A 25,200-nucleotide genomic window follows, 5' to 3' on the forward strand; every position below is an offset into this window, starting at 1 on the left:
CGCGCCCGGCGCCTGAGGGCGCACAAAAACCTCAAGCCGCCTCGTGGCGCCGGCCGCCGGTCATGGCGGCGGGGGCTCCGGTGGTGCCGGGGAAGGTGATGGGCAGGCCGCGCAGGCTGCGCACCGCCAGGAAGGCGAAGGCCTCCGCTTCCACCGCGTCGCCGTCCCAGCCGACCGCCTCCACCGGCTCCACCGTCGCCGGGGCGAGGCGGTCGCGCAGCATGGCCATCAGGGTCGGGTTGCGGCGACCGCCGCCGCAGACGATCCAGCGGCGCGGCGCTTCCGGCAGGTGGGGCAGGGCGCGGGCCACTGCCGCCGCCGTGAAGGCGGTCAGCGTCGCCGCGCCGTCGTCGCGGGCCAGATGGGCGAGGGCGTCGGCGGAGAAGTCGTCGCGGTCCAGCGACTTGGGCGGCGGCGCATCGAAGTAGGGATGGGCCAGCAGGGTGGCGAGGCAGATGTCGTCCACCGTCCCGCGCGCCGCATGGCGCCCGTCCGCATCCATGGGCAGGCCGGATCGGTTGTGCATCCAGTCGTCGACCAGCGCATTGCCGGGGCCGGTGTCGAAGGCGAGCAGGCTGCCGTCGCGGCCGATGACGGTCATGTTGGCGACGCCCCCGATGTTGAGGACGGCGAGCGGCTTCGGCAGGTCGGCGGCCAGGGCGGCGTGGTAGGCCGGCACCAGCGGCGCCCCCTGGCCGCCGGCGGTGACGTCGGCGACGCGCAGGGAGTCGACCACCGGCAGGCCCAGTTCGCGCGCCAGCAGGGCGCCTTCGCCGATCTGCCAGGTGCGGCGTTCCTGCGGCCGGTGCAGGATGGTGTGGCCGTGGAAGCCGACCACGTCCACCGGCCCGGTGCGGGCGAGCAGGGCGCGCGCCGCCTCGACGTGCAGCAGGGTCAGTTCCCGCTCCACCGCCGCCAGGGGGCCGCCGCCGCCGAGCACGCTGCGCAGGCGGGCGCGGAAGGGGGCGGTATAGGGCAGGGTGAGCGACGTGCCGCGCTCAAGGATGCGATGGCCGTCGGTGACCACGCAGGCGGCATCGATGCCGTCCATGCTGGTGCCGCTCATCAGGCCGATGGCCCGCAGCGGATGGGGGGGCGCAAGCAGGTCTGTCACGGGCTCCGCCTGGGCGTGGGTTGCGTTGTGGGGCGGGGACGATTGTGCTAAACGACCCCTCTTCCCTGCAACGCCAATTCGATAGGCAAGAACAAAAGGCACGATCCATGAGCACCTGCCGTTCCGAGTTCCTGCGGACCGTGGTGGAGCGTGGTTACCTCCACCAGTGTACCGACCTGGAGGCGCTGGACGCCCGGATGACAGCAGGCGTCGTGCCGGCCTATATCGGCTTCGACTGCACGGCGGACAGCCTGCATGTGGGTTCGCTCATCCAGATCATGCTGCTGCGCCGCCTGCAGCAGGCCGGCCACAAGCCGGTGGTGCTGATGGGCGGCGGCACCACCCGCATCGGCGACCCGACCGGCCGCGACGAAGCCCGCCAGCTGCTCACCGACGAGGTGATCGCCGCCAACATGGAGGGCATCCGCAAGGTCTTCGCCAAGTACCTGACCTTCGGCGACGGCCCCACCGACGCGGTGATGGTGAACAACGCCGACTGGCTGAACGGCCTGCAGTACATCGACTTCCTGCGCGACTACGGCCGCCACTTCTCCATCAACCGCATGCTGACGTTTGACTCGGTCAAGCTGCGGCTGGAGCGCGAGCACAGCCTGTCGTTCCTGGAATTCAACTACATGATCCTCCAGGCCTATGACTTCCTGGAGCTGAACCGCAAGCTGGGCGTCGGCCTGCAGATGGGCGGCTCCGACCAGTGGGGCAACATCGTCAACGGCGTCGAGCTGACCCGGCGCTGCGACAGCAAGGAAGTGTTCGGCCTGACCTCGCCGCTGCTCACCACCGCCTCCGGCGCCAAGATGGGCAAGACCGCCTCCGGCGCCGTGTGGCTGAACGCGGAACGGCTGAGCCCCTACGACTACTGGCAGTTCTGGCGCAACACCGAGGACGCCGACGTCGGCAAGTTCCTGCGCCTGTTCACCGAACTGCCGCTGGACGAGATCGCCCGCCTGGAGTCCCTGCCGGGGGCGCAGATCAACGACGCCAAGAAGGTGCTGGCCGACGAGGCCACCCGCCTGTGCCATGGCGCCGAGGCCGCCGAAGCCGCCCGCCGCACGGCGGAGGAGACCTTCGAGAAGGGCGGCGCCGGCGGCGACCTGCCGACGGTGGAGGTGCCGCACGCCGAGCTGGAGGCCGGCGTGACCCTGGTCGACCTGCTGGTGCGGCTGGAGATGGCGGCGTCCAAGGGTGAAGCCCGCCGCCTCATCAAGCAGGGCGGCGCCCGCGTCAACGATGCCGCGGTGACCGACGAAGCCCACACGGTAACGCTCGCCGCCCTCGACGGCGACCACATCAAGCTGTCGGCCGGCAAGAAGAAGCACGCCCTGGTGAAGCCGGCCTGACCACCGGCGGCAGAGGCTGGACGTGAAAAAGGGCCGCTCCGGGTGGGGCGGCCCTTTTGTCATAGTGCTGGATAGGGTCGGACGTCGGTGAGGCCGAAATCATCCCCCTTGTACAGCAGGGGCGCATCAAGGGCGCGGGCCAGCGCATAGGAAAACAGGTCGCCGAAGTTGAGCACCTCCGGCGGCATCCGGCGCCCTTTGCCATAGCGCAACATGCCGTCACGCGCGAAGGTTGCCTGGGTCATGTCGAAGGGGATGACTTCGATGCCATAGGTGTCGAGGGTGTCGTCCACGATCCATTGCTCCGGGCCCTGCCAACTGGCGACGACACGGCGGAGTTCCACCAGCGTGGCGGCCGAGAGGGCGCAACGCTCCGCAAGCAGGATGTGGGAAAAGCCCTCTCCCTCGGGTTCCTGACGAAGGATCGCCACCAGAGCGGAGGTGTCTACGGCGATCACAGGATGGGATTCCCGTCGGCGTCGTAGAGGTCGGTGTCATCGAGATGGGGCGTGGTCGCCGTTGCCCGCACATGGGCCTGGATTCGGCGCAGCCGCTCCGCATGCTCGGCCACGCTCACCTTGGGACGGCCGGGCGGTTCCGACGCCCGCAGGCGGTCGGTGATGGCTTCCTCCACCGCCTCCTCCAGCGACAGGTGTCGCAACTCGGCGAGGCGTCGGGCCTTCAGCAGGGCTTCAGGGGAGAGATTGAGGGTCATGGCCGTGATCCCGGGTCAGCGCCGATCAAGCATAGGGCGGCGGCTGGTCGCCTGCAAGCACAGGCAATAGACCCGCCCGCCTCACTGCGCGGGAGCCGGCGCATCGTGGGGGCGGCGGACGGTTTGCGGCGGGTCGCCTTCGAAGATCTTGCGCAGGATGCCCGGCGCCAGCACCGACAGCGGGTTGACGGAGGCGTCGGGGCTTTCCAGGCTGCCGCGCACCGTATAGGTGGCGGCGAACAGGCCGCCGCCGGCATCGCCGCCGGTGATCAGGTCGCCGATGATGGGGATGTTGCCGAGCAGCGAGTTGAGCGCATAGACCGGCACGATGGTGCCTTGCACGTCGATCAGGTCGTCTTCCAGGTTGATCGCCCCTTCCGCCGTGAAGCCAAGGGAGGGGCCGCTGGCGCGGGCGTCGCTCACGCGCAGCACGTCGTCCATGTAGGTGAAAGGCACGGTGGCCGACTGGAAGGCGAGGCCGGGGCCGGTCAGGCTTTCCAGGATGCCGGTCAGCGCCGCCACCGACAGGATCTTCGCCAGGGCCGGCGCCCGCACCACGCGGAAGTCGCCGATCTGGGCGACGCCGGTGACGATGTCGTTGACGTCCATGGTGCCCTTCACCGACAGCCGCCCGCCCTGCACGTCGCCGAACACGTTCAGCGCCCGCAGCACCGTGCCGGCATTGCCGCTGTCGAGGGTGAAGGCGCGGTTGGGCGAGCCCGGCGCCAGCGGCCGGAACTCGAAGGCCAGCGGCTCGATGCCCTCGGCCAGGCCGCGGATGTCCATGAAGGTCCAGCCGTCGCGGTCGCGGATCATGTGGGCGACCACCGATTCCAGGGTGCTGTCCTCGGCCACCCACACCACGTCGAACTGGGCCCGCAGCGACAGCGGCGGCAGGGTGGTTTCGTCTTCCTCCGCCTCCTCGGGCAGGGCGGGGGATTCGGCGGCGCCCATGGGGCGGTCCTGCAGGAAGGGCACGGCGTCGAGCGCATCGCCCACCACGTTGACGTCGATGCCGCCGTCCGGCCGCATGGACAGGCCGCCGCGCAGGCGGGTTTCCCCCACCCGCACGTCGCTGAAGGCGACATGGTCCAGTTGGCCGCTTTCGGTCATGTCGACGCGGCCACTCATGGACAGCTGGCCGCCGGCGGTGACGGTGAAGTGGTTGATGGCCCGCAGCGTGCCGCCCTTGTCGAGCAGCCCGGCGATGGTCGCCTGCCCCGGCTCGCCGGCCCGCTTGTGCCAGCCGAAGCCGGGCAGGGTCATGGAGGCGGCGGCCAGGTCGATGGTGGCGCCAAGGGTCTGGGTGCCGTCCTGCAGGCCGGTCAGGATCACCGACGCCTGGGTCGGGCCGCGGGTGAAGGGCTTGGTGAAGGGGATGATGTCGAGCCCGAACCGTTCCCGCGCCGCATCGTCCAGGATGGCCGAGGCGGTGTAGCGCGAGGTGAACGGCCCCTTGCCGGTGAAGTTCTCCTCCCACGCCACCACCGCCGGCACCTCGCCGATGGCGGCGTTGCCCTCCACCTTCAGGCCCTTGGTATCCACCCGCAGGGCCAGCTCGCCCTGGGTCAGGTCCTGCTCGAAGGCCACCGTCGGCAGGGCGACGCCGGTGAGGCGGCTCACCGCCTCCACCTGCATGTCGTCGAAGGTCAGGTCGGCCAGCAGCGGGAAGGCGAGGTGCAGGTCGGTCACCTGCCGGCCCTTCACCCCCTTCAGCGGCAGGCCGTAGCGCGAGACGTAGCCGAGCGGCGGGCTGTCCACCAGCCGCAGGGCATCCACCAGCGGCCCCTGGACGCTGACCTTGATGTCGGCGGTGGGGTCGTCGCCGTGCAGCTTGTCGAACACCAGTTCGCCGCCGGTGACGCTCAGGTCGAACACCCGGCCGCCGCTCAGCACCAGGCGCACCGCCTCCTGCTCGAAGATCAGTTCGGCGGCGGCATCGGCCACCGTCGGCATGGGGGGCAGGTAGTCGACCGTCACCCCCTGCACCTGGGCGCGGCCGTCGAGCGCCGTCAGCGCCAGGGTATCGGCATCGGCGCCGGCCAGTGCCACATGCAGGCCGAGGCCGGAGACATCGCCGTCGGACAGGTGCGCGATGATCCACTCGCGGGCGTTGGGCGCCACCGCCGCCGGCCACAGTTCCGCCAGCCGGTCGGTCGCCACCCGGTCGAGGCTCACGTCGGCGGTCGCTTCCATCCCCTCCGCCCCCTGCACCGCGGCGGCTCGCAGGCCGATCGCCGTCGGCGGCGCCCCGGCGACGGTGATCGCCAGGTCGTCCACCACCACATGGCGCAGGTCGTCGGAGGCCGACAGCCGCAGGCGGATGCCGTCCAGGGCATAGGCGTGGTGCACCGGATCGGGCAGCACCAGCACGCCGGGGCCGGCGGTGAGGGCGGCGGTGAGCAGGTCGAGGCCGATGCGCTCGCCGTCCAGGGACGCCGTCGCCTCCACCGTGCCGGACAGCGGCAGGTCAGCCAGGGCGAGGTCGGCCAGCGCCTCGTCGGCGGCGGCGAAGTCAGCCGGCCGCAGGTCGTGCAGGGTGAGGGCGGCATCCATCACGCCGCCGCGCTCCAGCGATGCCGCCAGTTCCAGGCGGGTGGTGCCGCCGGCCGGCGTCGCCACCGCCAGCGCCGCCTGGGCGGCCACCCGGTTGCGGTCGCGGCGCAGCAGGATGTCGGCCTGCGGCACCTGCCACACCACGCCCATCATGCGGTCGTCGAGGGTGATGCGGGCGTCGGCGATGCGCAGTTCGTGCGGCAGGGCGGCGGCGGCCGGCTCGCCGTCGTCGCCGAGGCCGAGGTCGCGCAGCACCGCCCGCACGGCGCCGGCGGGGGTATCGGCGCGATGCTCGACCGCCGGGTTGTCGGCGCCGTCGTCGCCGGTCATGGCCAGGGCGAGGGAGCCGTCGGCCTCCCGCCGCAGGTGCAGGCTGGCGCCGCGCAGGGTGACGTCCTCGATCGCCAGCGTGCCGTCGCGCAGCAGCGGCAGCGGGTCGAGGGTGACGGAGGCATCGGGAACCACGGCGATGAGGGCGCCGCTGGCGCGGTCGTGGGCCTTCAGTTCGCGCACCCGCAGGTCGAAGGGGTCCTTCAGCCCGCCCCAATGCAGTTCGGTGCCGCCGATGGACAGGGTGACGCGGGCGTCGGGGCCGTTGATGGCCTCCTCGATGTAGGGGGTGAGCAGACCGAGCGGCAGGGGCGCGTGCGACAGGCGCAGGGCAAGGCCGGCGCCGAGCAGGAGAAGCACCAGGGCGAGCGCCGCAAGCCCCTTGAACAGCCACTTCACGGCGCCGTGAACCACGCCCGTCTCAACTCCAATACCGCCGACCGCCGGAGCCCTCTGCCCCGTCGCTTGACCCCGGACGACCTATCGCGCAGTGTGCGCGAAAAGCGGGGAAATGCAAATGCCAGACTTCGTCTTTCCGGGGCCCGAGGCCCGCCTGCCCGACGCCTCCGACGCCGACCGCCGCGACCGCGGCCGCGAACGCTTCGTCGCCCTGGCCGACACCGCCGCCGACGACGGTCTGGCCCAGTTCATCCGCGCCGCCGTGGACGGCCCGACCGGCCGCCTGCTGGATGCCGTGTTCGGCAACAGTCCCTACCTCACCTCCTGCGTGCTGCGCGAGCCGGACTTCCTGCGCCGCCTGCTGACCCAGGGGCCGGAGGCGGCGCTGGCCGGCCTGCTGGCGGAGACCCGCGCGGCGGTGGCGGCGGAAACCGACATCGCCCGCGCCATGAAGTCCCTGCGTGTCGCCAAACGCCGCATGGCGCTCGCGGTTGCGCTGGCCGACATCGCCGGGGCGTGGGATCTGACCCGCGTCACCGCCGCCCTGTCGGACTTTGCCGAGGCGGCGCTGCGCATGTCGTGCGGCTTCCTGCTGCGGCGGGCCCATGCGGCCGGTGATCTGGTGCTGCCCCACCCGGACGAGCCGGAAAAGGGCTGCGGCTACTTCGTGCTCGGCATGGGCAAGCTGGGGGCGCGGGAACTGAACTACAGTTCCGACATCGACCTGATCGTCGTCTTCGACCCCGACGGCGTCGACTACCGCGGCTCCAAGTTCATCGGCGAGTTCTTCGTCCGCATCACCAAGGATCTGGTGCGGATGATGGACGAACGCACCATGGACGGCTACGTCTTCCGCACCGACCTGCGGCTGCGCCCCGACCCCGGCTCGACCAAGATCGCCATCGCCCTGCCGGCGGCGGAAACCTATTACGAAAGCTTCGGCCAGAACTGGGAGCGGGCGGCCATGATCAAGGCCCGCTGCGTCGCCGGCGATGATGCGGCGGGGCAGGGGTTCCTGTCGCACCTGCGCCCCTTCGTGTGGCGCAAGTCGCTGGATTTCCACGCCATTCAGGACATCCAGTCGATCAAGCGGCAGATCCACGCCGCCAAGGGCGGCGCGCGGGTGGCGGTGGCCGGGCACAACATCAAGCTCGGCCGCGGCGGCATCCGCGAGATCGAGTTCTTCGCCCAGACCCAGCAGCTGATCTGGGGCGGCCGCGAGCCGCAGAACCGCAACCCCCGCACGGTGGAAGCCCTGCGCGCGCTGGTCGCCACCGGCCATGTGCGCGACACGGTGGCGGAGGAACTGATCGCCGCCTACGGCTACCTGCGCACCCTCGAACACCGCCTGCAGATGATCGAGGACGCCCAGACCCAGACCCTGCCCGCCGACGCCGGCAAGCTGCGCGAGCTGGCGGTGTTCATGGGCCACGCCGACCTGCCGGCCTTCGAGACAGCGCTGAAGGAGGTGCTGCACACGGTCGAAGGGCATTACGCCGACCTGTTCGAGGAAGAGGCCAGCCTGTCCGACGAGGGCAACCTGGTCTTCACCGGCAACGAGGACGATCCGGCCACCATCCAGACCCTGGGGGAAATGGGCTACACCAACCCCTCCGGCGTCGCCGGCACGGTGCGCGGCTGGCACCACGGGCGCTACCGCGCGGTGCGCTCCACCCGGTCGAAGGAGATGCTGACCGAGCTGGTGCCGACCCTGCTGCGGGCGCTCGGCCGCACCGCCGATCCGGACAAGGCCTTCTTCCGCTTCGACGAATTCCTCAGCCGCCTGCCGGCCGGGGTGCAGCTGTTCAGCCTGTTCTACACCCACCCGCAGATGCTCGATCTGGTGGCGGAGATCATGGGCGATGCGCCGCGGCTGTCGGAAATCCTGGCGCGCAATCCCGGCCTGATGGACGCGGTGCTGACGCCGGGCTTCTTCGACGCCCTGCCGGGACGGGCGGAGCTGGTGCAGGAACTGGACCTGCGGCTGGCCGATGCCCGCGACTTCGAGCATGTGCTCGACATCTCCCGCCGCTTCGCCAACGACCACAAGTTCCAGGTCGGGCTGCAAACCCTGCGCCGCACCGCCGACGCCCGCGAAGCCGGGCGCGCCCTGGCGGCGGTGGCCGACGTGGTGCTCGACCGGCTGATCCCCCACGTCACCGCCGACCTCGCCCGCACCAGCGGCCTGTTCCCCGGCGCCGGGCTGGCGGTGATCGCCATGGGCAAGGCGGGCGGCGAGGAAATGACGGCGACCAGCGACCTCGACCTCATCTGCGTCTACGACGCGCCCTCCGACGTCGACATGAGCGACGGCCGCAAGCCGCTCAGCCGCACCGAGTACTTCGGCCGCCTGACCCAGCGCTTCGTCAACGCCATCACCGCCATGACCAGCGAGGGCCGCCTGTGGGAGGTGGACCTGCGCCTGCGTCCGTCCGGCAACAAGGGGCCGCTCGCCACCAGCCTGGAAAGCTTCGTCAAGTACAACCGCGACGATGCCTGGACGTGGGAGCATCTGGCCCTGGTGCGGGCCCGCGTGTGCTGCGGCGACCCGCTGCTGGCGGAGAAGGTGCGCGCCGCCATCCGCGAGGTGCTGTGCCGCCCGCGCGACGGCGACCGGCTGCTGGTCGACGTCGCCGACATGCGCGCCCGCATGGCCAAGGAACTGACCAAGGACGGCGACGCCTGGGACGTCAAGCACATGCGCGGCGGCATGGTGGACGTGGAATTCGTCAGCCAGTACCTGCAGCTGCGCCATGCGCCGACCCATCCGCACATCCTGTCGCCCAACACGGAAACGGCGCTGCGCAACCTCGCCGCCGCCGGCCTGCTGCCGGCCGCCGATGCGGAAGCGCTGGACCGGGCGCATTTCCTGTGGCTGACCGTGCAGGGCGTGCTGCGCCACTGCATCGACGGCCGCTTCAGCGAGGACACGGCGCCCCCCGGTCTCAAGGACAAGCTGGTGAAGGCGGCCGGCTGCGACAGCTTCGAGCACCTGCAGCAGGCCATGGCGGCCCGTGCCGCCGCCGCCTCCGACGTGTTCCGCCGGGTGGTGGACGAGCCGGCCGCCGCCGCCCGCGCCCGGCTGGCGGAGGTCCAGGCCGATGCCGGCGGCGTAGAAGGCGACCGTTCCTGACCCTGGCAAGGAGAGCCCCATGACCCTGACCGTCGGCGCCCCCGCCCCCGACTTCACCCTGCCCACCGACGGCGGCGGCTCCGTCACCCTGTCGGAGCTGCGCGGCAAGCCGGTGGTGCTGTACTTCTACCCCAAGGACGACACGCCGGGCTGCACCACTGAAGCCTGCGACTTCCGCGATGCCGAGCCCGACTTCAGCGGCGCCTCGGCGGTGGTGATCGGCATTTCCAAGGACCCCGTGGCGAAGCACGACAAGTTCAAGGCCAAGCACGGCCTGACCTTCCCGCTCGCCTCCGACGCCGACGGCGACGTCTGCGAACGCTATGGCGTGTGGAAGGAAAAGAGCATGTACGGCAAGACCTTCCTGGGCATTGAGCGGACCACGGTACTGGTCGCCGCCGACGGCACCGTCGCCCGCGTCTGGCCGAAGGTGAAGGTGAAGGGCCACGCCGCCGAGGTGCTGGAGGCCGTGAAGGCGCTGTGACCGACACCCCGCGCACCCTTGCCGCCGCCGCCTGCGCCGTGTTGCAGGCGGCGGAGCCGGCCGACAAGATCCGCCTCACCCGCATCCATGCCGAGGCGTGGACGGCCGGCACCCTGCCCGACATCGGCACCACGCCGCCGCCGGAGCGCCCGGCCCGGCCGGCGCGGCCCGAACTGATGCTGCCCAAGGACATGCCCAAGCGGTCCAAGGGCGGCGTGCGCGGCCGCATCGCCCTGCTGCACGCGCTGGCGCATATCGAACTGAACGCCATCGACCTGGCGTGGGACATCGTTGCCCGCTTCGGCCCGCAGTCCGGGCTGCCGCGCGAGTTCTTCGACGACTGGGTGCAGGTGGCGGTGGACGAGGCGCTGCATTTCGAACTGCTGGAGCGCCGGCTGGCCGATCTCGGCGCCGCCTACGGCGACCTGCCGGCCCACGACGGCCTGTGGCGGGCCGCCACCATGACTGCCGGCGACCTGCTCGACCGGCTGGCGCTGGTGCCCATGACGCACGAGGCGCGCGGCCTCGACACCACGCCGCCGACCATGGAGCGGCTGACCGCCAACGGCGACCCGGAGACGGTGGCGGTGCTGGAGGTGATCTATCGCGACGAGATCACCCATGTGGCGGCCGGCGTGCGGTGGTTCCGCCATGTGTGCGCCGCCCGCGGGCTCGACCCGGCGGCGGAATATCGCGACCGCCTGCCGCGTCTGCATCCGGGTGGCCTCAAGGGGCCGTTCAACGCCCCGGCGCGGGCGGAGGCGGGCATGCCCGACGGCTGGTACGGCGACGCCTGATCCCGGCGCCGCCGTACCGGTCCGTGCTGCGGGACGGCCTCAGCCGATCTCGGCGACGGCGAAGGCCTGTTCCAGGTCGGCGATCAGGTCGTCGGCGTCCTCCACCCCCACCGACAGGCGCACCAGCCCGTCGGTGATGCCAAGATCGGCCCGGCGGGCGGGGTCGATGCTGGCGTGGGTCATGGTGGCGGGGTGGCCGATCAGGCTTTCGACGCCGCCCAGGGATTCCGCCAGGGTGAACACCTTCATCGCCTTCAGCAGGCGCACGGCGCCGGCCTTGTCGGTCTTCAGCCGCACCGAGATCATGCCGCCGAAGCCGCCCGGCATCTGGCGACGGGCGATGGCATGGCCCGGGTGGTCGGGCAGGCCGGGGTAGAACACCGCCTCCGCCTCCCGCCGGCCGACCAGCCATTCGGCGATCTTCTGGCCGTTGCTGCTGTGGCGTTCCATGCGCAGGTGCAGGGTCTTGAGCCCGCGCAGCACCAGGAAGCTGTCGAACGGCGACAGGATGCCGCCGGTGGCGTTCTGCAGGAACGCCAGCTTTTCCGCCACCTCCGGCCGGTCGCCGATGACGATGGCGCCGCCCACCATGTCGGAATGCCCGTTGACGTACTTGGTCACCGAGTGGACGACGATGTCGATGCCCTGCTCGATGGGCCGCTGGATGTAGGGCGAGCAGAAGGTGTTGTCGGCCACCGTCAGCACGCCGTGGCGGCGGGCGATGGCGGCGATGGCGGCCAGGTCGGCGATCTTCAGCAGCGGGTTGGTGGGCGTTTCGATCCAGATCAACTTGGTGTCGGGGCGGATGGCCGCCTCCACCGCCGCCGTGTCGTCGGCCGGCACGTAGGTGAAGTCGAGCCCCATGGACCGCCGCCGCACCCGCTCGAACAGGCGGAAGGAGCCGCCGTAGAGGTCGTCCACCGCCACCACATGGTCGCCCGGCTCCAGCATTTCCAGGATGCAGCTTTCCGCCGCCAGGCCGGAGGCGAAGGCGAGCCCCTTGGTGCCGCCTTCCAGGTCGGCCAGGCAGTCCTCGAACGCCTTGCGGGTGGGGTTGCCGGAACGGCTGTATTCCCAGCCCTTGTGTTCGCCGGGGCCCTCCTGGGCGTAGGTGCTGGTGGCGTAGATCGGCGTCATGACGGCGCCGGTGGTCGGGTCCGGCTGCTGCCCGGCGTGGATGGCGCGGGTGCCGAAGCCGGTCTTGTCGTTACGGCTCATGGTATAGGGGGCTCCGGGTCAGGCGTCGGCGCGGGTGCGCAGGTGGTTGAGCAGGTCGATGCGGGTGATGAGGCCGAGGAAACGGCCGTCCTCGACGATGATCGCCACCCGGTCGCGGTCGAAGATGGGCAGCAGGTCGGAGACGTCGGCGGTGGGCGGCAGGGTTTCCAGCTTGGTGGTCATCACGTCGCCCACCGGCTTCTTCCAGGCGCCGCCGTCGCCGACGACGGAGAGCAGCAGGTCGGATTCGTCCAGGATGCCCACCACCTCGTCGCCGCGCGTCACCGGCAGCTGGCTGACGTCGTAGAGCTTCATGCGGCCATAGGCGACCTGCAGGGTATCGTCGGGCGCCAGCGTCACCGTGTCGCCGACGCCGTGGCGGCGGGCGATCAGGTCGCGCAGGTCGCCGCTCCGCGGCCGGTCGAGGAAGCCGTGGTCGGCCATCCAGTGGTCGTTGTACATCTTGGACAGGTACTTGTTGCCGCTGTCGCAGACGAAGAACACCACCCGCTTCGGCTCGGTCTGTTCGCGGCAGTAGCGCAGCGCGGCGGCCAGCAGGGTGCCGGTGGACGAGCCGCCGAGGATGCCCTCCTTCGCCAGCAACTCGCGGGCGGCCAGGAAGCTTTCCTTGTCGGAGATTTCATAGGCGGCACCGACGCGCGACAGGTCGGCGATGGGCGGCAGGAAGTCCTCGCCGATGCCCTCCACCAGCCACGAGCCGGCCTTGCCCATGGTGCCGCTGCGGGTGTACTCGGCCAGCACGCTGCCCTTGGGGTCGGCCAGCACGAAGGTGGTCTTCGGGCTGACGCCGGCGAAATAGCGCGACAGGCCGGTGATGGTGCCGGCCGAGCCGACGCCGCAGACGATGGCGTCGACGTCGTGGTCCATCTGCTCCCAGATCTCCGGGCCGGTGCCGGTTTCGTGCGCCAGCGGGTTGGCCGGATTGCCGAACTGGTTGACGTAGACGGCGCCGGGGATCTCGGCCGCCAGCTTCTCCGCCTTGTCCTGGTAGTATTCCGGGTGGCCCTTCTCGACGTCGGAGCGGGTCATCACCACCTCGACGCCGAGCGCCTTCAGGTGCTGCACCTTCTCGCGGCTCATCTTGTCGGGGATGACCAGAACGAGGCGATAGCCCTTGCGCGCCGCCACCTGGGCGAGGCCGAGGCCGGTGTTGCCGGCGGTGGCTTCCACCAGCGTGCCGCCGGGCTTCAGCAGGCCGTCGCGTTCGAAGGCCTCGATCATCGACTTGCCGATGCGGTCCTTGATGGAGCCGCCGGGGTTCTGATTCTCCAGCTTGGCGAACAGCCGGCAGACGCCGGTGTCGAGGCCGGTGATCTCCACCAGGGGCGTGTTGCCGATGAGGTCCAGGGTGTTCATATTTACACCATTTAACGGTAGAACATGGGAATTATTCTAAACTGACTGTGTAATTTGGCGATAGGACAAAATTTGGGTGTGAAACAGCCCGGCGCCCGCACCGGCGGCGGCCTGCGGTGCCGGTGCGGAGAGGGACGGCGGGAGAGGGGAGGGTGGTGGTCAGCCCGGCGCCGGCAGGGCAAGAACGTCGCAGTCCACCGGGCGTTCCAGCACGGTTTCGGTCAGGCTGCCGACCAGGGTGCGGGTCAGCCAGTCCTTCTGGTCGGGCTGCAGCACCAGAACCTCGGCGCCGACGGCCTGCAGGCGACGGGTGATCTCTTCCTCCGGCTTGCCCTCGACGGCGACGGAGGAGGGCGCCCAGCCCGGTTCGGCCAGCCGCGCGGCGCAGGCGGTGAGGGCGGTGTAGGCGCCCTGCTTGCGGTCGCGCTCGTAGACCGCCACCGCTTCCTCGCCGACATTGGCGACCACCAGCTGCAGGCGGGTGGCGGCATCCAGCACCGTCAGCAGTTCCATGCGCAGGGGGCCGAGCAGGCGCCGGGCGGCGCTCACCGGCGGGTCCAGCGGCCGGGTGAGGTCGAGCGCCACCAGGGCGGCATCGTAGGGGCGTTCGGCCGGCAGGCGGGCCAGCAGCAGCGGCCGGCGGGTCCGCCGCAGCAGGGCGACGGTGGTGCCGCCCTTGAACAGCTGGGCCAGGAAGGGGCGCTGCGACCGGCCGGTGACGATGACGGCGGCGTCCAGGTGGTCGGCTTCCTCGGCGATGGCTTCCGGCAGGCCGTGGATGTGCGGCCGCACCCGCACCTCGGCGATCAGCTCGCCCAGCTCCGCGTCGGCGTCCAGCAGCGGCGCCAGGCGGCGGCGGGCGTTGGGGCCGGGCTCCTCGGGGTCGACGCAGTGGAGCACGCTGACCGTGCCGCCGATCGCCCGCGCCACATGGGCGGCGCGGGTGATGACGGTGGCGGTGCCGGCGCCGAGATCGACAGCGGCAAGAACGACGGGCGCGGTCATGGTGTGGTCCTCCCCAGGAACAATCCTCTTACGGGTATATGATCGCCCCGGGAGGATGCTTCAAACCCGGCCCATTTAGCGCGTCGCCGGCAGCACCACCGTGACGCGGAAGCCGCGCGGCTTGCGGTTTTCCGCCGCCACCATGCCGCCCATGGCCTGGACGTTGCGCTTGACGATCCACAGGCCGAGGCCGAAGTGGCCGGTGCCCTGGCGTTCCGGCCGGGTTTCCGGGCGGTGGCTGACGTAGCGCTCGAACACGTTGGGCAGCACGGCAGGGTCGACGCCCGGCCCCTCGTCGTCGACGGTGAAGGTGACGTCGCGGCCGGTGCGGCGCAGGCTGACCCGCACGGTGGCACCGATGGGATTGAAGGAGACGGCGTTCTCGATGATGTTCTCGGCCACCGTCTCCAGCAGATCCTCGCCGCCGAGCACATGCAGCCCCGGCTCGACGTCGGCGATGATGCGTACCCCTTCCTCGGGGTCGTCGAAGCTTTCCGCCACTGCGCCGATGAGGGCCGACAGGTCGATGCGCCGCCGCGGCGGGTCGATCAGGTCGGCCATGGCGGCATCCACCCGCCGGGCCGCCTGCACCAGCGCTTCCAGCCGGGTGAGGGCGGCGCGGGCGGTATCCAGTGACCGGCGGGCGCGCTGGTCGCCCACCGGTACGGCGCGATACAGCGGCTCCAGGCTCTGGGCGATGGTGGCGAGCGGCGTCTTGAAGGCGTGGGCGTTTTCCTCCGCCGCGTGGCGGATGGCATCGGCGGAGGCGCGCAGGCGCTCCACCATGCGGTCGAACTCCCCGGCGATGCCGGCCAGTTCCGGGATGCGGGCCTGCCGCTGGAAGCCCTGCGCCGCCTCGGCATCGCCCTGGGCGATGGCGCGGGCCAGGCGGGCGAAGCGCCGCAGCGACCGCCACAGCACCCAGATGACGCCCAGCGCCAGCAGCGCCGCCAGCCCGTAGAGGCCGGCCGCCCACAGCACCTGCGGCGACCGCCAGGTGGGCCGCGCCAGCTGCTCGCCGATGAGGCCGGACAGGCTGTAGGAGGTCAGCAGGCCCCAGCAGCCGCCGTCGGTGGTGAAGGGGGTGAGGCTGGTCAGCACCTCCGCCTCGCCGCCGGGGGTGACATAGGGCAGGTCCAGCGGCTGGCCGCCGCGGCAGCTTTCCGGCAGCGTCCACGGCACCCCGGCGGCCACCAGGGCGAGGCGCTCGGTATCCAGCGTCTCGGTCGGCAGCGGCGGCTGGGCGCCGACCAGGAACACCGAATCCTGGTCCAGCGGCCGGAACAGCAGGCGCAGGCGCATGTCGGGCTGGGCCAGACGCTCCAGCGCCACGCGGGCGGTGGACAGCGCGCCTTCCTCGTTGCGCTCCAGCGCCAGGCGCAGGCCCTCGGCGATCACCGCCCCCTGGGTGCGCACGGCGCGCAGCAGCGCCTGCCGCTTGGCTTCCTCGGCGGCCAGGAAGGGACCGACCAGCACCGCCGGCACGGCGACGAAGACGAAGGCGAGCAGCACCAGACGGGCGGCCAGCGACGGCTGCCAGCCGAAGCCGCGGCGGCGCGGCTCCGGCGCGTCGGCGTCGGCGGCGGCGGCGCGCTCCGCCGGCCTAGCCCTCCGCACGCCAGCCATAGCCGAAACCGGCGTAATTGAGTATGGCGTCGAACCCAGGGTCGATCTCCCGGAACTTCTGGCGGATGCGCTTGATGTGGGTGCGGACGTTGGCGCGGTAGCCTTCCTCGCCCGATCCGGCGATGAAGCCCTCGCCGCGCACGGCGTCGTAGAGGGCGCGGTAGCTGAGGTCGCGGCCGGCGTTTTCCGCCAGCTTGCGGACGATGCGGAACTCGGTGATGGTCAGGTCGACGGCGGAGTCGCGCCACCGCGCCCGCGCCGAGGCGAGGTCGAGGCCGAGCGGCCCGAGGGTCAGCAGGTCGGCCGCCGCCGCGTCGCCCTCGCCGCCGCCCGCCAGTCCCGCCGCCGGCGGCTTGGCGCCTTCCAGGATCAGGTGGATGCGCCGCAGCAGGATGGTGAAGCCGCGGCCCTTGTCCACATAGTCGACGGCGCCGTTGGTGAGGGCGGTCTCCTCGTAGATCTGGTCGTTGAGGGTGGTCAGGAAGACCACCGGCGTCTGGCTGCCCATGGTGCGCAGCTGGCGCAGGACCTCGATGCCGGTCATGCGCGGCATCTTCCAGTCCAGCAGGATGAGGTCGGCGGCCACCTCGCCACCGGTCAGCGGCCCGAGGGCGGCCGGACCGTCGGCGAAGGTCGCCACGGCGAACCCGCTGTCCTCCAGATTGCGGCCGAGGGACTCGCGGAAGAGCGGGTCGTCGTCGACGAGGGCGATGGTCGGTCTGTCGGTCATGTGAACGTGGGTTGTGAAAGGGGAAACTACTGCGTTCCCATGAACGTACCACCAACCGTTCTAGTTGACGATCTCCCAGGCGCCATCGGCCATTCGGCAGGCGGTGCCGGTCACCGACTCGCGGCGGTCGCCGAAATAGGCGGTCGTCGTGTAGTCGCGGCAGTGGCGCCCGCCCTGGTCCCAGCTGCGTGTCGGCACCAGACTGTAGTCGTGGCGGTCGCCGCTCCAGCGGATGGCGCGGGAGTCGGGGACGTGGTCGAGGGCGGTGATGGCGCAGGCCTGGTCCACCGGGTCCATGGAGCGGCCGATGGAGCCGCCGATCAGCACTCCCACCAGGGTGCCGCCGGCGACGGCCGCCAGCTTGCCCTGACCCTGGCCGAAGCGGCTGCCGATGGCGGCGCCGGCCGCCCCGCCGAGCAGGTTGCCGAGCAGTTCCGACGACACCAGGCGGCGGTCGCAGGTGCCGTTGGCGAAGCCGTAAGGCAGGCGGGCGGCGGGCTTGCGGTCCGGCACCGGCACATAGACCACCTGCGGCGGCGGCGCGCCGTAGTAGTAGTGGTGGTGGACCTCCTTCGGGGCCTTGTGCTTGTGCTTGTGCTCGTGCTTGGCCCGCCAGCCGTGGGCGGGTGCCCACGGCGGCGGATCGGCAAGGGCAGGAGCGGCATCGGCCAGCAGGCCGCCGGCCAGGACGGCGGCGAGCAGGGCGGGCAGCATCCGGCGGCGCCGGCGCGGGCAGGGGAGGGCCATTCAGGGGGCTCCGCGATCAGTCGCCGATGTCGGTGAAGGCGCCGATGAGGGCGCCGCCGGCCCCGCCCAGCACCGCGCCGCCCAGCATGGAGCCGCCGACCAGGGCGCCGGCGGCGGCACCGCCGGCCGCACCGATGGCGCCGCCGGTGAGAGCGCGCTGTTCCTGCTTCGACAGGCCCGAGCAGCCGGTGACCGCCAGAGCCAGGGAGGCCGCCGCCACGGCGGCCAGCGAGCGGGTGCGAAGGGTCTTGGTCATGGCAGCGTCTCGATCTTTCGTCTTGGGGTGCGTCTTCGGTCCACTGGACCCGGCGACGCTTCAACGTCAGGATGATGATCGAAACGCCGCCCCTCAAGCGCATGATTTCAAGGACTTGCGGAAGTCACACCGGGGGCAGTCAACGGTGCCGGCAGTCACAGCGTTGTCACCGTTCGCGGCGTATGTTGCCCTTCAGCGAAAACCGGAGCATGATCCCGGGCGACCAACCCTCGACGAAAGACATATGCGCGCACCGTTCACTCTCCTCGCGGCGGCCCTGCTGCTCACCGCCTGCGCCGATCTGGCGAACCGCGACCGGCTGCCCGTCGAGCCGGCGACGCCGGTGACGGTGAAGCCCGCCGTGCCGCTGCCGGAGCGCAAGCCGACTCCGCCGCCCCGCCGCAAGCCGGCCGCCCCGCAGGACCGTCCCGCCGCCGGCGCCTCCGCCCCGGCCGCGTTGCTGCCGGCGGCGCGGCGGCGGTCGGCCAGCGCGAAGGCGAGCACCACCGGCCCCAGCATCAGCACCCGCACCAGCTTCACCACCGTCGCCACCTGGATGCTGGCGACCCCCAGCGGCGCCGCCGCCGCCAGCACCTGCGGCACGGCGTAGACGGTCAGGCCGGCCAGCACGCCGTACTGCTGCGGCGTCAGCCCGAAGGCCGGCGCGGCCAGCGGCAGCAGCAGCACCACCGCGACGCCCAGCACGGCGGTGAAGGCGACGGCCGAGGCGACCTCCCGCCCCTCGGCACGGATCACCGGCGCCACCGCCGCGATGGCCGAATTGCCGCAGATGGAATTGCCGCAGGCCACCAGCAGGGCCAGGCGCGGCGCCAGCCCGAACAGCCGGCACAGGCCGTAGCCGCCGGCGATGGACACCGCCACCAGCACCGCAATGGCCGCCAGCAGGGACGGCCCCAGACCGGCCAGCGCGGCGCTGCCGACGGCGGCGCCCATCAGCACCACCGCCGCCTCCAGCACCCGATGGGCGGCGAGGTCGATGCCGGGCCGGCAGCGCTCCGGCGGCGGCCACAGGCTGCGCACGGCGGCACCGAGCAGGATGGCGAGCACCAGCGGCTCCAGCCACGCCTGCCCGAACAGCCGCGCCTCCACCGCCGCCACGGCGGACGCCGCCAGCGCCACCGCGACGCAGAGGGCGAGGCCGGGCAGCAGGCGGACGAGGACGGGCAGGGCGGCGGCGGGCATGGCGACGGGGCATCCGGCGGCGGAAGGGGCGACGGCCAGTGTCGCAGCGGCGGCATCATCACTCCAACAGATTGTTATGCTGCAATCAATCGCGAGCGGTTGTGAAAAGGCCCCGCGCCGGCGGCGGCGGACATGGCCGGGTTGCGTCGGCGGAATGGGTCAGGGTTATTGACGTTTATCGGAAGGCTGTTACGCTGGTGCCCGTTCAGACGAAACAAATCAAAATCGGCAGAGGCATTCCCATGACTTTTGTTCCGTTCCACGACCGTGACGGCGTCATCTGGATGGATGGCGAGATGGTCCCCTGGCGCGACGCCAAGGTCCACGTCCTGACCCATGCGCTGCACTATGCCTCGGCGGTGTTCGAGGGCTCGCGGGCCTATGGCGGCGAGGTCTTCCGCCTGACCGACCACAACATCCGCCTGCACCAGTCGGCCGAGCTGCTGGGCTTTTCGCTGCCCTATGGGGTGGAGACGCTGGACGCGGCGACGCGCGAGGTGGTGGCGGCAGCCGGCGGCGGCGACCTCTACATCCGCCATCTGGCGTGGCGCGGGTCGGAGATGATGGGCGTGGCGGCGCAGAAGAATCGCATCCACGTCGCCATCGCCGCCTGGGTGTGGCCGAGCTACTTCAAGCCCGAGGAACGCATGGCCGGCATCCGCCTGACCATGGCGCCGTGGCGCCGCCCGGCGCCGACCACGGCGCCCTCGGCCAGCAAGGCGGCGGGGCTCTACATGATCTGCACCCTGTCCAAGCACCAGGCGGAGAACGAGGGCTGGCATGATGCGCTGATGCTCGACTACCAGGGCCGCATCGCCGAGGCCACCGCCGCCAACATCTTCCTGGTCATCGACGGCGCCCTGCACACGCCGACGACGGAGTGCATCCTCAACGGCATCACCCGCCGCACGGTGATCGACCTCGCCCGCCGGCGCGGCCTGACGGTGGTGGAGGGTGAGCTGTGGCCGCAGGATCTGGCGCGGGCGCAGGAGGTGTTCCTCACCGGCTCCGCCGCCGAGGTGACGCCGGTGCGCCAGATCGCCGACCACACCTTCACGCCGGGCACGGTCACCAGCCTGATGATGGAGGATTATGCCGCCGCGGTGCGCGGGGCGGTGCCGGCGGGAACGGCCGGATAACCGGGCGGCATCCTACCTGTCCGGGTGGTATATGCGCGCCGTCCACCTTGGTTGATGGCGCGCATACCTTTTACGGGAAGTTAACCACCTCTGCACAAGCGCCGTCATACGCAGGCTCTGGCATGATCGGATCATCAAACGAGGGGAGAAAAACCGATGACCGCCACCGCCCGCAAGACCACCTGCCCCGTCGCCTCCGCCCGCGCCAGCCGCGAGGCCGCCGCCCGCTTCCGCGAGCAGGTCGCCCGCCTGAGCGCCGTGTCGTTCGAAGGCTCGCTCACCGCCATCGCCGAATTCCGCCTGATGGCCCGCGATCTCACCCGCGGCGGTACGGTCACCACCGCGCGCACCAGCGCCCAGGCGACCCTGAACGCCGCGCTCGGTCGCCCGCTGGCCCTGGCCGCCGAATAATCACGACAAAAGCCGGCCGGCGCCCCCCGGGGCCGCCGCCGCGTCCAGCCATCCCGCCGCGCCTTCGGGCCGCGGCAGGTGCAAAGCCGGCGGGCCGGGCTCCCCTCCGCCCGGCTGCCGGACCCTCTCTCGATCGACCTTTATCTCTCGTTCCGCCTCCGGCCGTTGCCTGACCCCTCAGGCAGCGGCCGTTTTCTTGACGTCGACGGTCACCGGCGGCGGCGTGGTCAGGGTCTTGTAGACGACGCAGTAGCGTTCGGTGAGCTTGAGCAGGCTGTCGATGCGCTCCTGCGGCTCCGGGGTGTCGATCTCGAAGGTCAGGCGGATGTCGCGGAAGCCCACCGGCGCATCCTTGGCGACGCCGAGCGTGCCGCGGAAGTCGAGGTCGCCTTCCACCCGCACGCTGCCGCCGCGCAGGTCGAAATCAAGGGCGGTCGCCACCGCCTTCAGGGTGACGCCGGCGCAGGCCACCAGCGCCTCCAGCAGCATGTCGCCGGAACAGGCCTGGGTGCCGGGGCCGCCGGTGGCGGGGTGCAGGCCGGCTTCGATGAGGGCGCGGCCGGTGTCGATCTTGCACGCGATGCCGTCGCCGGACAGGTCGCCCTCGGCATGGAGGGTCACCACCGCCTTTTCCGGGTTGGTCTTGTAGGCATCCTTCAGCGGCGTCTGCAGGGCGCGCAGGTCGTCGGATTTCATCGGACTGTTTCTCCTGTCTTGTAGTTGGGCGGCGCGGCGCGGCGGCGGCCGGTCAGATGGCGGCGGCGGGCACGGTTTCCTCGCCCGGCCCCGGTGTCTGGAACGAACGGTCCAGTTCCGTCAGCAGGTGCTGTTTCAGACGCTGGAACTCAAGGGTCGTGCGGTCGCGCGGACGGCTGAGGCCGGGCCGCACTTCGGTGCGCACGCGCCCCGGCCGGGGCTGCATGACCACCACCCGGTCGGCCAGGAACAACGCTTCCTCGATGTCGTGGGTGACCAGGATCAGGGTCGGCTGGTACCACCGCCACAGGTCCAGCAGGTGCTCCTGCAGGTCGTTGCGGGTGAAGGCGTCCAGCGCTGAGAACGGCTCGTCGAGCAGCAGCACTTCCGGTCGCGTCACCAGCGCGCGGGCCAGCGCGGCGCGCTGCGCCATGCCGCCCGACAGCTCGCGCGGCCAGCCGCCGGCGAACTGGGCGAGGCCGACGCGGGCCAGGGCCTCGTCGGCGCGGCGGCGCTGCTCCGCCTTCGGCAGGTGGGCGAGGCCGAAGGCGACGTTGTCCCGGATGGTGAGCCACGGCATCAGGCGCGGCTCCTGGAACACCAGGCCGACCTCCGGCCGCGGCGCGGTGATGACCTGGCCGTTCAGGCGCACGGCGCCGATGCTGGGGTTTTCCAGCCCGGCGATGAGGCGCAGCAGGGTGCTCTTGCCGCAGCCGGAGCCGCCGACGATGGCCACGATCTCCCCCGGCGCCACCGACAGCGACACGCTGTCGAGCGCCAGCGTGCCGTTGCCGAACCGCTTGCTGAGGGTGGTAATGTCGAGCATGGCAGCGGGGCTCCGGTTGCGGTCAGCGGCGGCTGTTGCCGAGGGAATCCTGCCAGCGCAGGAACGGACGGGTGACGGTGGCGAGCAGGCCGTCGGTCAGCTTGCCGAGCACGGCGAAGGTGACGATGCTCGCCAGGATGATGGTCGGGTTGCCGGTCATCTGGCCGTCGGTCAGCAGGTAGCCGAGGCCCTTGCTGGCGCCCATGAACTCGGCCGCCACCACGAACATCCAGCCGAGCCCGAGGCCGGCCCGCAGCGCCACCACGTAACTCGGCAGGGTGGCCGGCAGCAGCACGCGGCGGATCAGCTGCAGCGGCGACAGGCGGTAGATGCGCCCCACCTCCACCAGCTTGCGGTCGACATCCAGGATGGCGGCGGCGGTGGTCAGGTAGACCGGGAAGAACACGCCGACGGCGATCAGCGTCACCTTGCTGGCCTCGAAGATGCCGAACCACAGGATGAACAGCGGCACCCAGGCGATGGAGGGAATGGCCCGCAGCGCCTGCAGCATGGGGTCGAGCAGGGCGCGGGCAAGGCCGAAGCTGCCGGTCAGGGCGCCGAGGGCGGTGCCGGCCAGGGTGCCGAACAGGAAGCCGACCGCCACCCGCCACAGGGTGATGGCGATGTGCTCGAACAGTTCGCCGCTGGCGGCCAGTTGCCACAGGGTGGCCAGCACCGCCGACGGCGGCGGCAGCAGGCGTCCGTTGTAGAGGCCGGCGGCGATGATGCCTTCCAGCACCAGGGCCAGCGTCACCGGCACCACGAACCCGAGCAGCCGGCGGCCGCCACGGCCCGCCAGGGCGGCAGCGACGGAGGAGGAGCGGCCGGCACCGCCGGCGGCCTCCCCCGCCCCGGCGGCTGCCGGGACGGAGGAGCCGGCCGGGACGACGGCGGCGGCGGATGCGGAGGGGGTGCCGGTCACGCGCGCCTCCCTCAGTTGGTGGGCAGGCCGGCGGTGAACGACGGGTCGAGCAGGTCGGCCACCGCCGCCGCCACGTCGACCTCCGGCTTGATCACGCCGCTCTTCTGCAGGGCGAGGCCGGCCGCTTCGATGGTCTTGGCCTGGGCGCTGCCGATGGCCGGCTGCGACAGGCCGGTGCGCTCCAGCTGGCGGGCGGCCACCGCCTCGGGGTTGCGCGACGCCTTGGCAATGATCTGCGCCAGTTCCGCCGGGTTCTGCTGCGCCCATTCGCGGGCCCGCTCGTACACCGCGATGACGCGCTTCACCGCGTCCGGGTTTTCGGCGGCGAAGGACTCGCGCACCAGCAGGGTGCCCCAGCTGTTGGCATCGGCATTGCGGTAGAACAGGCGCGAGCCGGCATCCAGCTCCGACGCCGCCATCAGCGGATCGAGCCCGGCCCAGGCATCGACGTCACCCTTCTCCAGCGCCAGGCGGCCGTCCTGGTGCTGCAGCAGGACCAGCTCGACGTCCTTTTCGGTCAGGCCGGCCTCGGCCAGGGCGCGGATGAGGAAGATGTGCGGATCGGTGCCGCGGGTGACGGCGATGCGCTTGCCCTTCAGGTCGGCGACGGTGGTGATGGCGCTGTCCTTGCCCGTCACCAGGGCGGTCCATTCCGGCTTGGAGTAGGCATAGACCACCTTCACCGGGTTGCCGTTGATGCGGCCGAGCAGGGCGGCGGCGCCGGCGGTGGAGCCGAGGTCGAGGGAGGAGGCGTTGAGGAACTCCAGCGCCTTGTTGGAGCCGAGCGACAGCACCCACTGCACCTTGGTGCCGTCCTTGGCGAATTCCTCGTCCAGCCAGCCCTTTTCCTTCAGCACCAGCGACACCGGGTTGTAGTAGGCGTAATCGAGCCGCAGCTCCTTCAGCGCCTGGGCGGCGCTGGCGGCGGAGGGCACGGCCAGCGGCGCCACGGCAAGCACCAGGGCGGCGGCAGCGACGGTCTTCAGGAACGAGCGGCGGAACATGGACAAACCTCTTCCGTTGCGGCTGGCGATGACTTTGCGCGCAGCCGTTGTGGTGGCATCGACGGTGGAGGCGGAGTGTTCTCGCGCGGCGGAGCACGAAAAAACCCGCCGCAGCCTGGGGCGCTGGGCGGGATGGTGCCCACGCTTTAGCTGCATTTGTAACGCGCCCGCAAGCTGTGCTCAAATCGGCGCGATGGAGGTACCGTAGATGTGCGGCACGATGATGTCAAATTGTTTTATTTAGCGGATTTCTAGTGTGGTTCCGTAGGGGCGGTGCGGCGTTCGGGGGGAGGTGGAAGGGGAACCACCAAGACACCAAGAACACCAAGAGGCCGTGCCCACTGCACCGACGATGGTCAGCGGATGCGGCCGGGGTTCTGGCTGGTGCGGTGTGGTAATCGCGGCCGCAGGCCGCAGGGCATGCGCACGGGCGGGATGAGGCGCAGCAAGGTCCATCCTGCGCAGCCCTCTTGGTGTACTTGGTGTCTTGGTGGCTAACCCATGCCCACCGCGTCCCCCGGCGGCGACTCAGTCTTCCAGCTCGGTGTCCCAGTACAGGAAGTCGCGCCAGCTTTCGTGCAGGTAGTTCGGCGGGAAGCGGCGGCCGATGTCTTGCAGCTGGAAGGTGTTGGGCTGGTAGGGGCGGCGGATCAGCGGCATGCCGGCTTCGTCGGGAAGCTTGCTGCCCTTGCGCAGGTTGCAGCTGCCGCAGGCGGTGACCACGTTGAGCCAGCTGGTGCGCCCGCCCTTGCAGCGGGGAATGACGTGGTCGAAGGTCAGGTCGTGGGTGGGGAAACGGCAACCGCAGTACTGGCAGGTGAAGCGGTCGCGCAGGAAGACGTTGAAACGGGTGAAGGCCGGCCTTCGGTGGGTGGGGGCGTATTCCTTGAGGGCGATGACGCTGGGCAATCGGAACTCAAGGCGGGGACTGTGGATGATGGCGTCCTCGTACTCCGACACCACGCTGACCCTGCCGAGGAACACAGCCTTCACCGCCTCCTGCCACGGCCACAGCGACAGGGGGAAGTAACTGAGCGGCCTGAAATCCGCGTTGAGCACCAGGGCTGGGCTCTTGTCCAGTATGGCGTTCAAGGTCTACCCCGCTGTTCCGGTGGCCAGACACAAGATATGGTACCGATTACCAGAGTTGCTGC

23 protein-coding genes and 1 riboswitch are annotated in these 25,200 nt (G+C 71.0%); of the genes, 6 read left to right on the plus strand and 17 right to left on the minus strand.

Going from position 1 to position 25,200, the window contains the following annotated elements:
* Positions 1–31 precede the first annotated feature (31 nt).
* Positions 32–1,105 (minus strand): anhydro-N-acetylmuramic acid kinase, encoded by a 1,074-nt coding sequence (locus ABD056_RS11195; protein ID WP_343866719.1) that lies wholly within the window; start codon positions 1,103–1,105, stop codon positions 32–34.
* 116 nt (positions 1,106–1,221) lie between these two features.
* On the opposite strand from ABD056_RS11195, the gene tyrS reads away from it, so the two are divergent.
* Positions 1,222–2,472, plus strand: coding sequence for a tyrosine--tRNA ligase (gene tyrS, locus ABD056_RS11200; RefSeq protein ID WP_343866656.1), 1,251 nt, complete (start codon positions 1,222–1,224; stop codon positions 2,470–2,472).
* 59 nt (positions 2,473–2,531) lie between these two features.
* On the opposite strand, the gene ABD056_RS11205 is transcribed toward tyrS, so the two are convergent.
* From ABD056_RS11205 to ABD056_RS11215, 3 genes are all read right to left on the minus strand, one after another.
* Complete coding sequence (locus tag ABD056_RS11205) at positions 2,532–2,930, minus strand: type II toxin-antitoxin system VapC family toxin (protein ID WP_343866659.1); 399 nt, start codon at positions 2,928–2,930, stop codon at positions 2,532–2,534.
* Positions 2,927–3,187, minus strand: a complete 261-nt coding sequence (locus ABD056_RS11210) for a type II toxin-antitoxin system VapB family antitoxin (protein WP_343866662.1) — start codon at positions 3,185–3,187, stop codon at positions 2,927–2,929. Before ABD056_RS11210 ends, ABD056_RS11205 begins: the two co-directional genes overlap by 4 nt.
* Before the next feature lie 81 nt (positions 3,188–3,268).
* Positions 3,269–6,487: a YhdP family protein gene (locus tag ABD056_RS11215; protein ID WP_343866664.1), complete on the minus strand. Its 3,219-nt coding sequence runs from the start codon at positions 6,485–6,487 to the stop codon at positions 3,269–3,271.
* A gap of 103 nt (positions 6,488–6,590) precedes the next feature.
* Between ABD056_RS11215 and ABD056_RS11220 the strand changes: the two genes are divergently transcribed.
* From ABD056_RS11220 to ABD056_RS11230, 3 genes are read left to right on the plus strand one after another with little or no spacing between them, the layout of a single operon-like run.
* Positions 6,591–9,605: a bifunctional [glutamine synthetase] adenylyltransferase/[glutamine synthetase]-adenylyl-L-tyrosine phosphorylase gene (locus tag ABD056_RS11220; RefSeq protein ID WP_343866666.1), complete on the plus strand. Its 3,015-nt coding sequence runs from the start codon at positions 6,591–6,593 to the stop codon at positions 9,603–9,605.
* Positions 9,606–9,624: 19 nt separating this feature from the next.
* Positions 9,625–10,089 carry a thioredoxin-dependent thiol peroxidase gene (gene bcp, locus ABD056_RS11225; RefSeq protein ID WP_343866668.1) on the plus strand — a complete coding sequence of 155 codons (465 nt, stop codon included), beginning with the start codon at positions 9,625–9,627 and terminating at the stop codon, positions 10,087–10,089.
* Entirely contained in the window at positions 10,086–10,886 is an 801-nt protein-coding gene (locus ABD056_RS11230) for a ferritin-like domain-containing protein (protein ID WP_343866669.1), read from the plus strand. Before bcp ends, ABD056_RS11230 begins: the two co-directional genes overlap by 4 nt.
* Positions 10,887–10,925: 39 nt before the next feature.
* Here ABD056_RS11230 and ABD056_RS11235 read toward each other — a convergent pair whose 3' ends face one another.
* The 8 genes from ABD056_RS11235 to ABD056_RS11270 form a co-directional block, all read right to left on the minus strand.
* Positions 10,926–12,104 (minus strand): cystathionine gamma-synthase, encoded by a 1,179-nt coding sequence (locus ABD056_RS11235; protein ID WP_343866671.1) that lies wholly within the window; start codon positions 12,102–12,104, stop codon positions 10,926–10,928.
* Between the two features lie 18 nt (positions 12,105–12,122).
* Complete coding sequence (locus tag ABD056_RS11240; RefSeq protein ID WP_343866673.1) at positions 12,123–13,481, minus strand: pyridoxal-phosphate dependent enzyme; 1,359 nt, start codon at positions 13,479–13,481, stop codon at positions 12,123–12,125.
* Positions 13,482–13,640: 159 nt separating this feature from the next.
* On the minus strand, positions 13,641–14,486 hold the full coding sequence (locus tag ABD056_RS11245) for a universal stress protein (RefSeq protein WP_343866675.1): 846 nt from the start codon (positions 14,484–14,486) through the stop codon (positions 13,641–13,643).
* Between the two features lie 75 nt (positions 14,487–14,561).
* Positions 14,562–16,103: a sensor histidine kinase gene (locus ABD056_RS11250; protein ID WP_343866677.1), complete on the minus strand. Its 1,542-nt coding sequence runs from the start codon at positions 16,101–16,103 to the stop codon at positions 14,562–14,564.
* Positions 16,090–16,842 (minus strand): response regulator transcription factor, encoded by a 753-nt coding sequence (locus tag ABD056_RS11255; RefSeq protein WP_343866679.1) that lies wholly within the window; start codon positions 16,840–16,842, stop codon positions 16,090–16,092. Before ABD056_RS11255 ends, ABD056_RS11250 begins: the two co-directional genes overlap by 14 nt.
* Positions 16,843–16,902: 60 nt before the next feature.
* Positions 16,903–17,589, minus strand: coding sequence for a hypothetical protein (locus ABD056_RS11260; protein WP_343866680.1), 687 nt, complete (start codon positions 17,587–17,589; stop codon positions 16,903–16,905).
* A gap of 16 nt (positions 17,590–17,605) precedes the next feature.
* Positions 17,606–17,845 carry a hypothetical protein gene (locus ABD056_RS11265; RefSeq protein ID WP_343866681.1) on the minus strand — a complete coding sequence of 80 codons (240 nt, stop codon included), beginning with the start codon at positions 17,843–17,845 and terminating at the stop codon, positions 17,606–17,608.
* Positions 17,846–18,037: 192 nt separating this feature from the next.
* Complete coding sequence (locus tag ABD056_RS11270; RefSeq protein ID WP_343866683.1) at positions 18,038–19,048, minus strand: YeiH family protein; 1,011 nt, start codon at positions 19,046–19,048, stop codon at positions 18,038–18,040.
* Between the two features lie 242 nt (positions 19,049–19,290).
* Between ABD056_RS11270 and ABD056_RS11275 the strand changes: the two genes are divergently transcribed.
* Together ABD056_RS11275 and ABD056_RS11280 are read left to right on the plus strand one after the other, a co-directional pair.
* Positions 19,291–20,187, plus strand: a complete 897-nt coding sequence (locus ABD056_RS11275) for a branched-chain amino acid aminotransferase (RefSeq protein WP_343866685.1) — start codon at positions 19,291–19,293, stop codon at positions 20,185–20,187.
* A 156-nt stretch (positions 20,188–20,343) separates the two neighbouring features.
* The gene (locus tag ABD056_RS11280) at positions 20,344–20,598 is read left to right on the plus strand and encodes a hypothetical protein (RefSeq protein WP_343866687.1); all 255 of its coding nucleotides are present in this window, start codon (positions 20,344–20,346) and stop codon (positions 20,596–20,598) included.
* A gap of 177 nt (positions 20,599–20,775) precedes the next feature.
* Here ABD056_RS11280 and ABD056_RS11285 read toward each other — a convergent pair whose 3' ends face one another.
* From ABD056_RS11285 to ABD056_RS11305, 5 genes are all read right to left on the minus strand, one after another.
* Complete coding sequence (locus ABD056_RS11285) at positions 20,776–21,294, minus strand: OsmC family protein (RefSeq protein ID WP_343866689.1); 519 nt, start codon at positions 21,292–21,294, stop codon at positions 20,776–20,778.
* 52 nt (positions 21,295–21,346) lie between these two features.
* Positions 21,347–22,120, minus strand: a complete 774-nt coding sequence (locus ABD056_RS11290) for an ABC transporter ATP-binding protein (protein ID WP_343866691.1) — start codon at positions 22,118–22,120, stop codon at positions 21,347–21,349.
* Positions 22,121–22,142: 22 nt separating this feature from the next.
* The gene (locus tag ABD056_RS11295; protein ID WP_343866693.1) at positions 22,143–23,042 is read right to left on the minus strand and encodes an ABC transporter permease; all 900 of its coding nucleotides are present in this window, start codon (positions 23,040–23,042) and stop codon (positions 22,143–22,145) included.
* Between the two features lie 11 nt (positions 23,043–23,053).
* Positions 23,054–24,046, minus strand: a complete 993-nt coding sequence (locus ABD056_RS11300; protein WP_343866695.1) for an aliphatic sulfonate ABC transporter substrate-binding protein — start codon at positions 24,044–24,046, stop codon at positions 23,054–23,056.
* A 129-nt stretch (positions 24,047–24,175) separates the two neighbouring features.
* Positions 24,176–24,248: riboswitch (SAM riboswitch) on the minus strand.
* 326 nt (positions 24,249–24,574) lie between these two features.
* Complete coding sequence (locus ABD056_RS11305) at positions 24,575–25,138, minus strand: HNH endonuclease (RefSeq protein WP_343866697.1); 564 nt, start codon at positions 25,136–25,138, stop codon at positions 24,575–24,577.
* Between the last annotated feature and the right edge of the window lie 62 nt (positions 25,139–25,200).

Origin of the sequence: Caenispirillum bisanense, from assembly GCF_039523075.1 — a bacterium.
GTDB lineage: Bacteria > Pseudomonadota > Alphaproteobacteria > Rhodospirillales > Rhodospirillaceae > Caenispirillum > Caenispirillum bisanense.

Coding starts and splice junctions, on each gene's coding strand:
- tyrS (WP_343866656.1), top strand. CDS start 1,222: ATGAGCACCTGCCGTTCCGAGTTCCTGCGGACCGTGGTGGAGCGTGGT.
- ABD056_RS11210 (WP_343866662.1), bottom strand. CDS start 3,187: ATGACCCTCAATCTCTCCCCTGAAGCCCTGCTGAAGGCCCGACGCCTC.
- ABD056_RS11220 (WP_343866666.1), top strand. CDS start 6,591: ATGCCAGACTTCGTCTTTCCGGGGCCCGAGGCCCGCCTGCCCGACGCC.
- bcp (WP_343866668.1), top strand. CDS start 9,625: ATGACCCTGACCGTCGGCGCCCCCGCCCCCGACTTCACCCTGCCCACC.
- ABD056_RS11235 (WP_343866671.1), bottom strand. CDS start 12,104: ATGAGCCGTAACGACAAGACCGGCTTCGGCACCCGCGCCATCCACGCC.
- ABD056_RS11240 (WP_343866673.1), bottom strand. CDS start 13,481: ATGAACACCCTGGACCTCATCGGCAACACGCCCCTGGTGGAGATCACC.
- ABD056_RS11245 (WP_343866675.1), bottom strand. CDS start 14,486: ATGACCGCGCCCGTCGTTCTTGCCGCTGTCGATCTCGGCGCCGGCACC.
- ABD056_RS11255 (WP_343866679.1), bottom strand. CDS start 16,842: ATGACCGACAGACCGACCATCGCCCTCGTCGACGACGACCCGCTCTTC.
- ABD056_RS11260 (WP_343866680.1), bottom strand. CDS start 17,589: ATGGCCCTCCCCTGCCCGCGCCGGCGCCGCCGGATGCTGCCCGCCCTG.
- ABD056_RS11265 (WP_343866681.1), bottom strand. CDS start 17,845: ATGACCAAGACCCTTCGCACCCGCTCGCTGGCCGCCGTGGCGGCGGCC.
- ABD056_RS11270 (WP_343866683.1), bottom strand. CDS start 19,048: ATGCCCGCCGCCGCCCTGCCCGTCCTCGTCCGCCTGCTGCCCGGCCTC.
- ABD056_RS11275 (WP_343866685.1), top strand. CDS start 19,291: ATGACTTTTGTTCCGTTCCACGACCGTGACGGCGTCATCTGGATGGAT.
- ABD056_RS11280 (WP_343866687.1), top strand. CDS start 20,344: ATGACCGCCACCGCCCGCAAGACCACCTGCCCCGTCGCCTCCGCCCGC.
- ABD056_RS11285 (WP_343866689.1), bottom strand. CDS start 21,294: ATGAAATCCGACGACCTGCGCGCCCTGCAGACGCCGCTGAAGGATGCC.
- ABD056_RS11290 (WP_343866691.1), bottom strand. CDS start 22,120: ATGCTCGACATTACCACCCTCAGCAAGCGGTTCGGCAACGGCACGCTG.
- ABD056_RS11300 (WP_343866695.1), bottom strand. CDS start 24,046: ATGTTCCGCCGCTCGTTCCTGAAGACCGTCGCTGCCGCCGCCCTGGTG.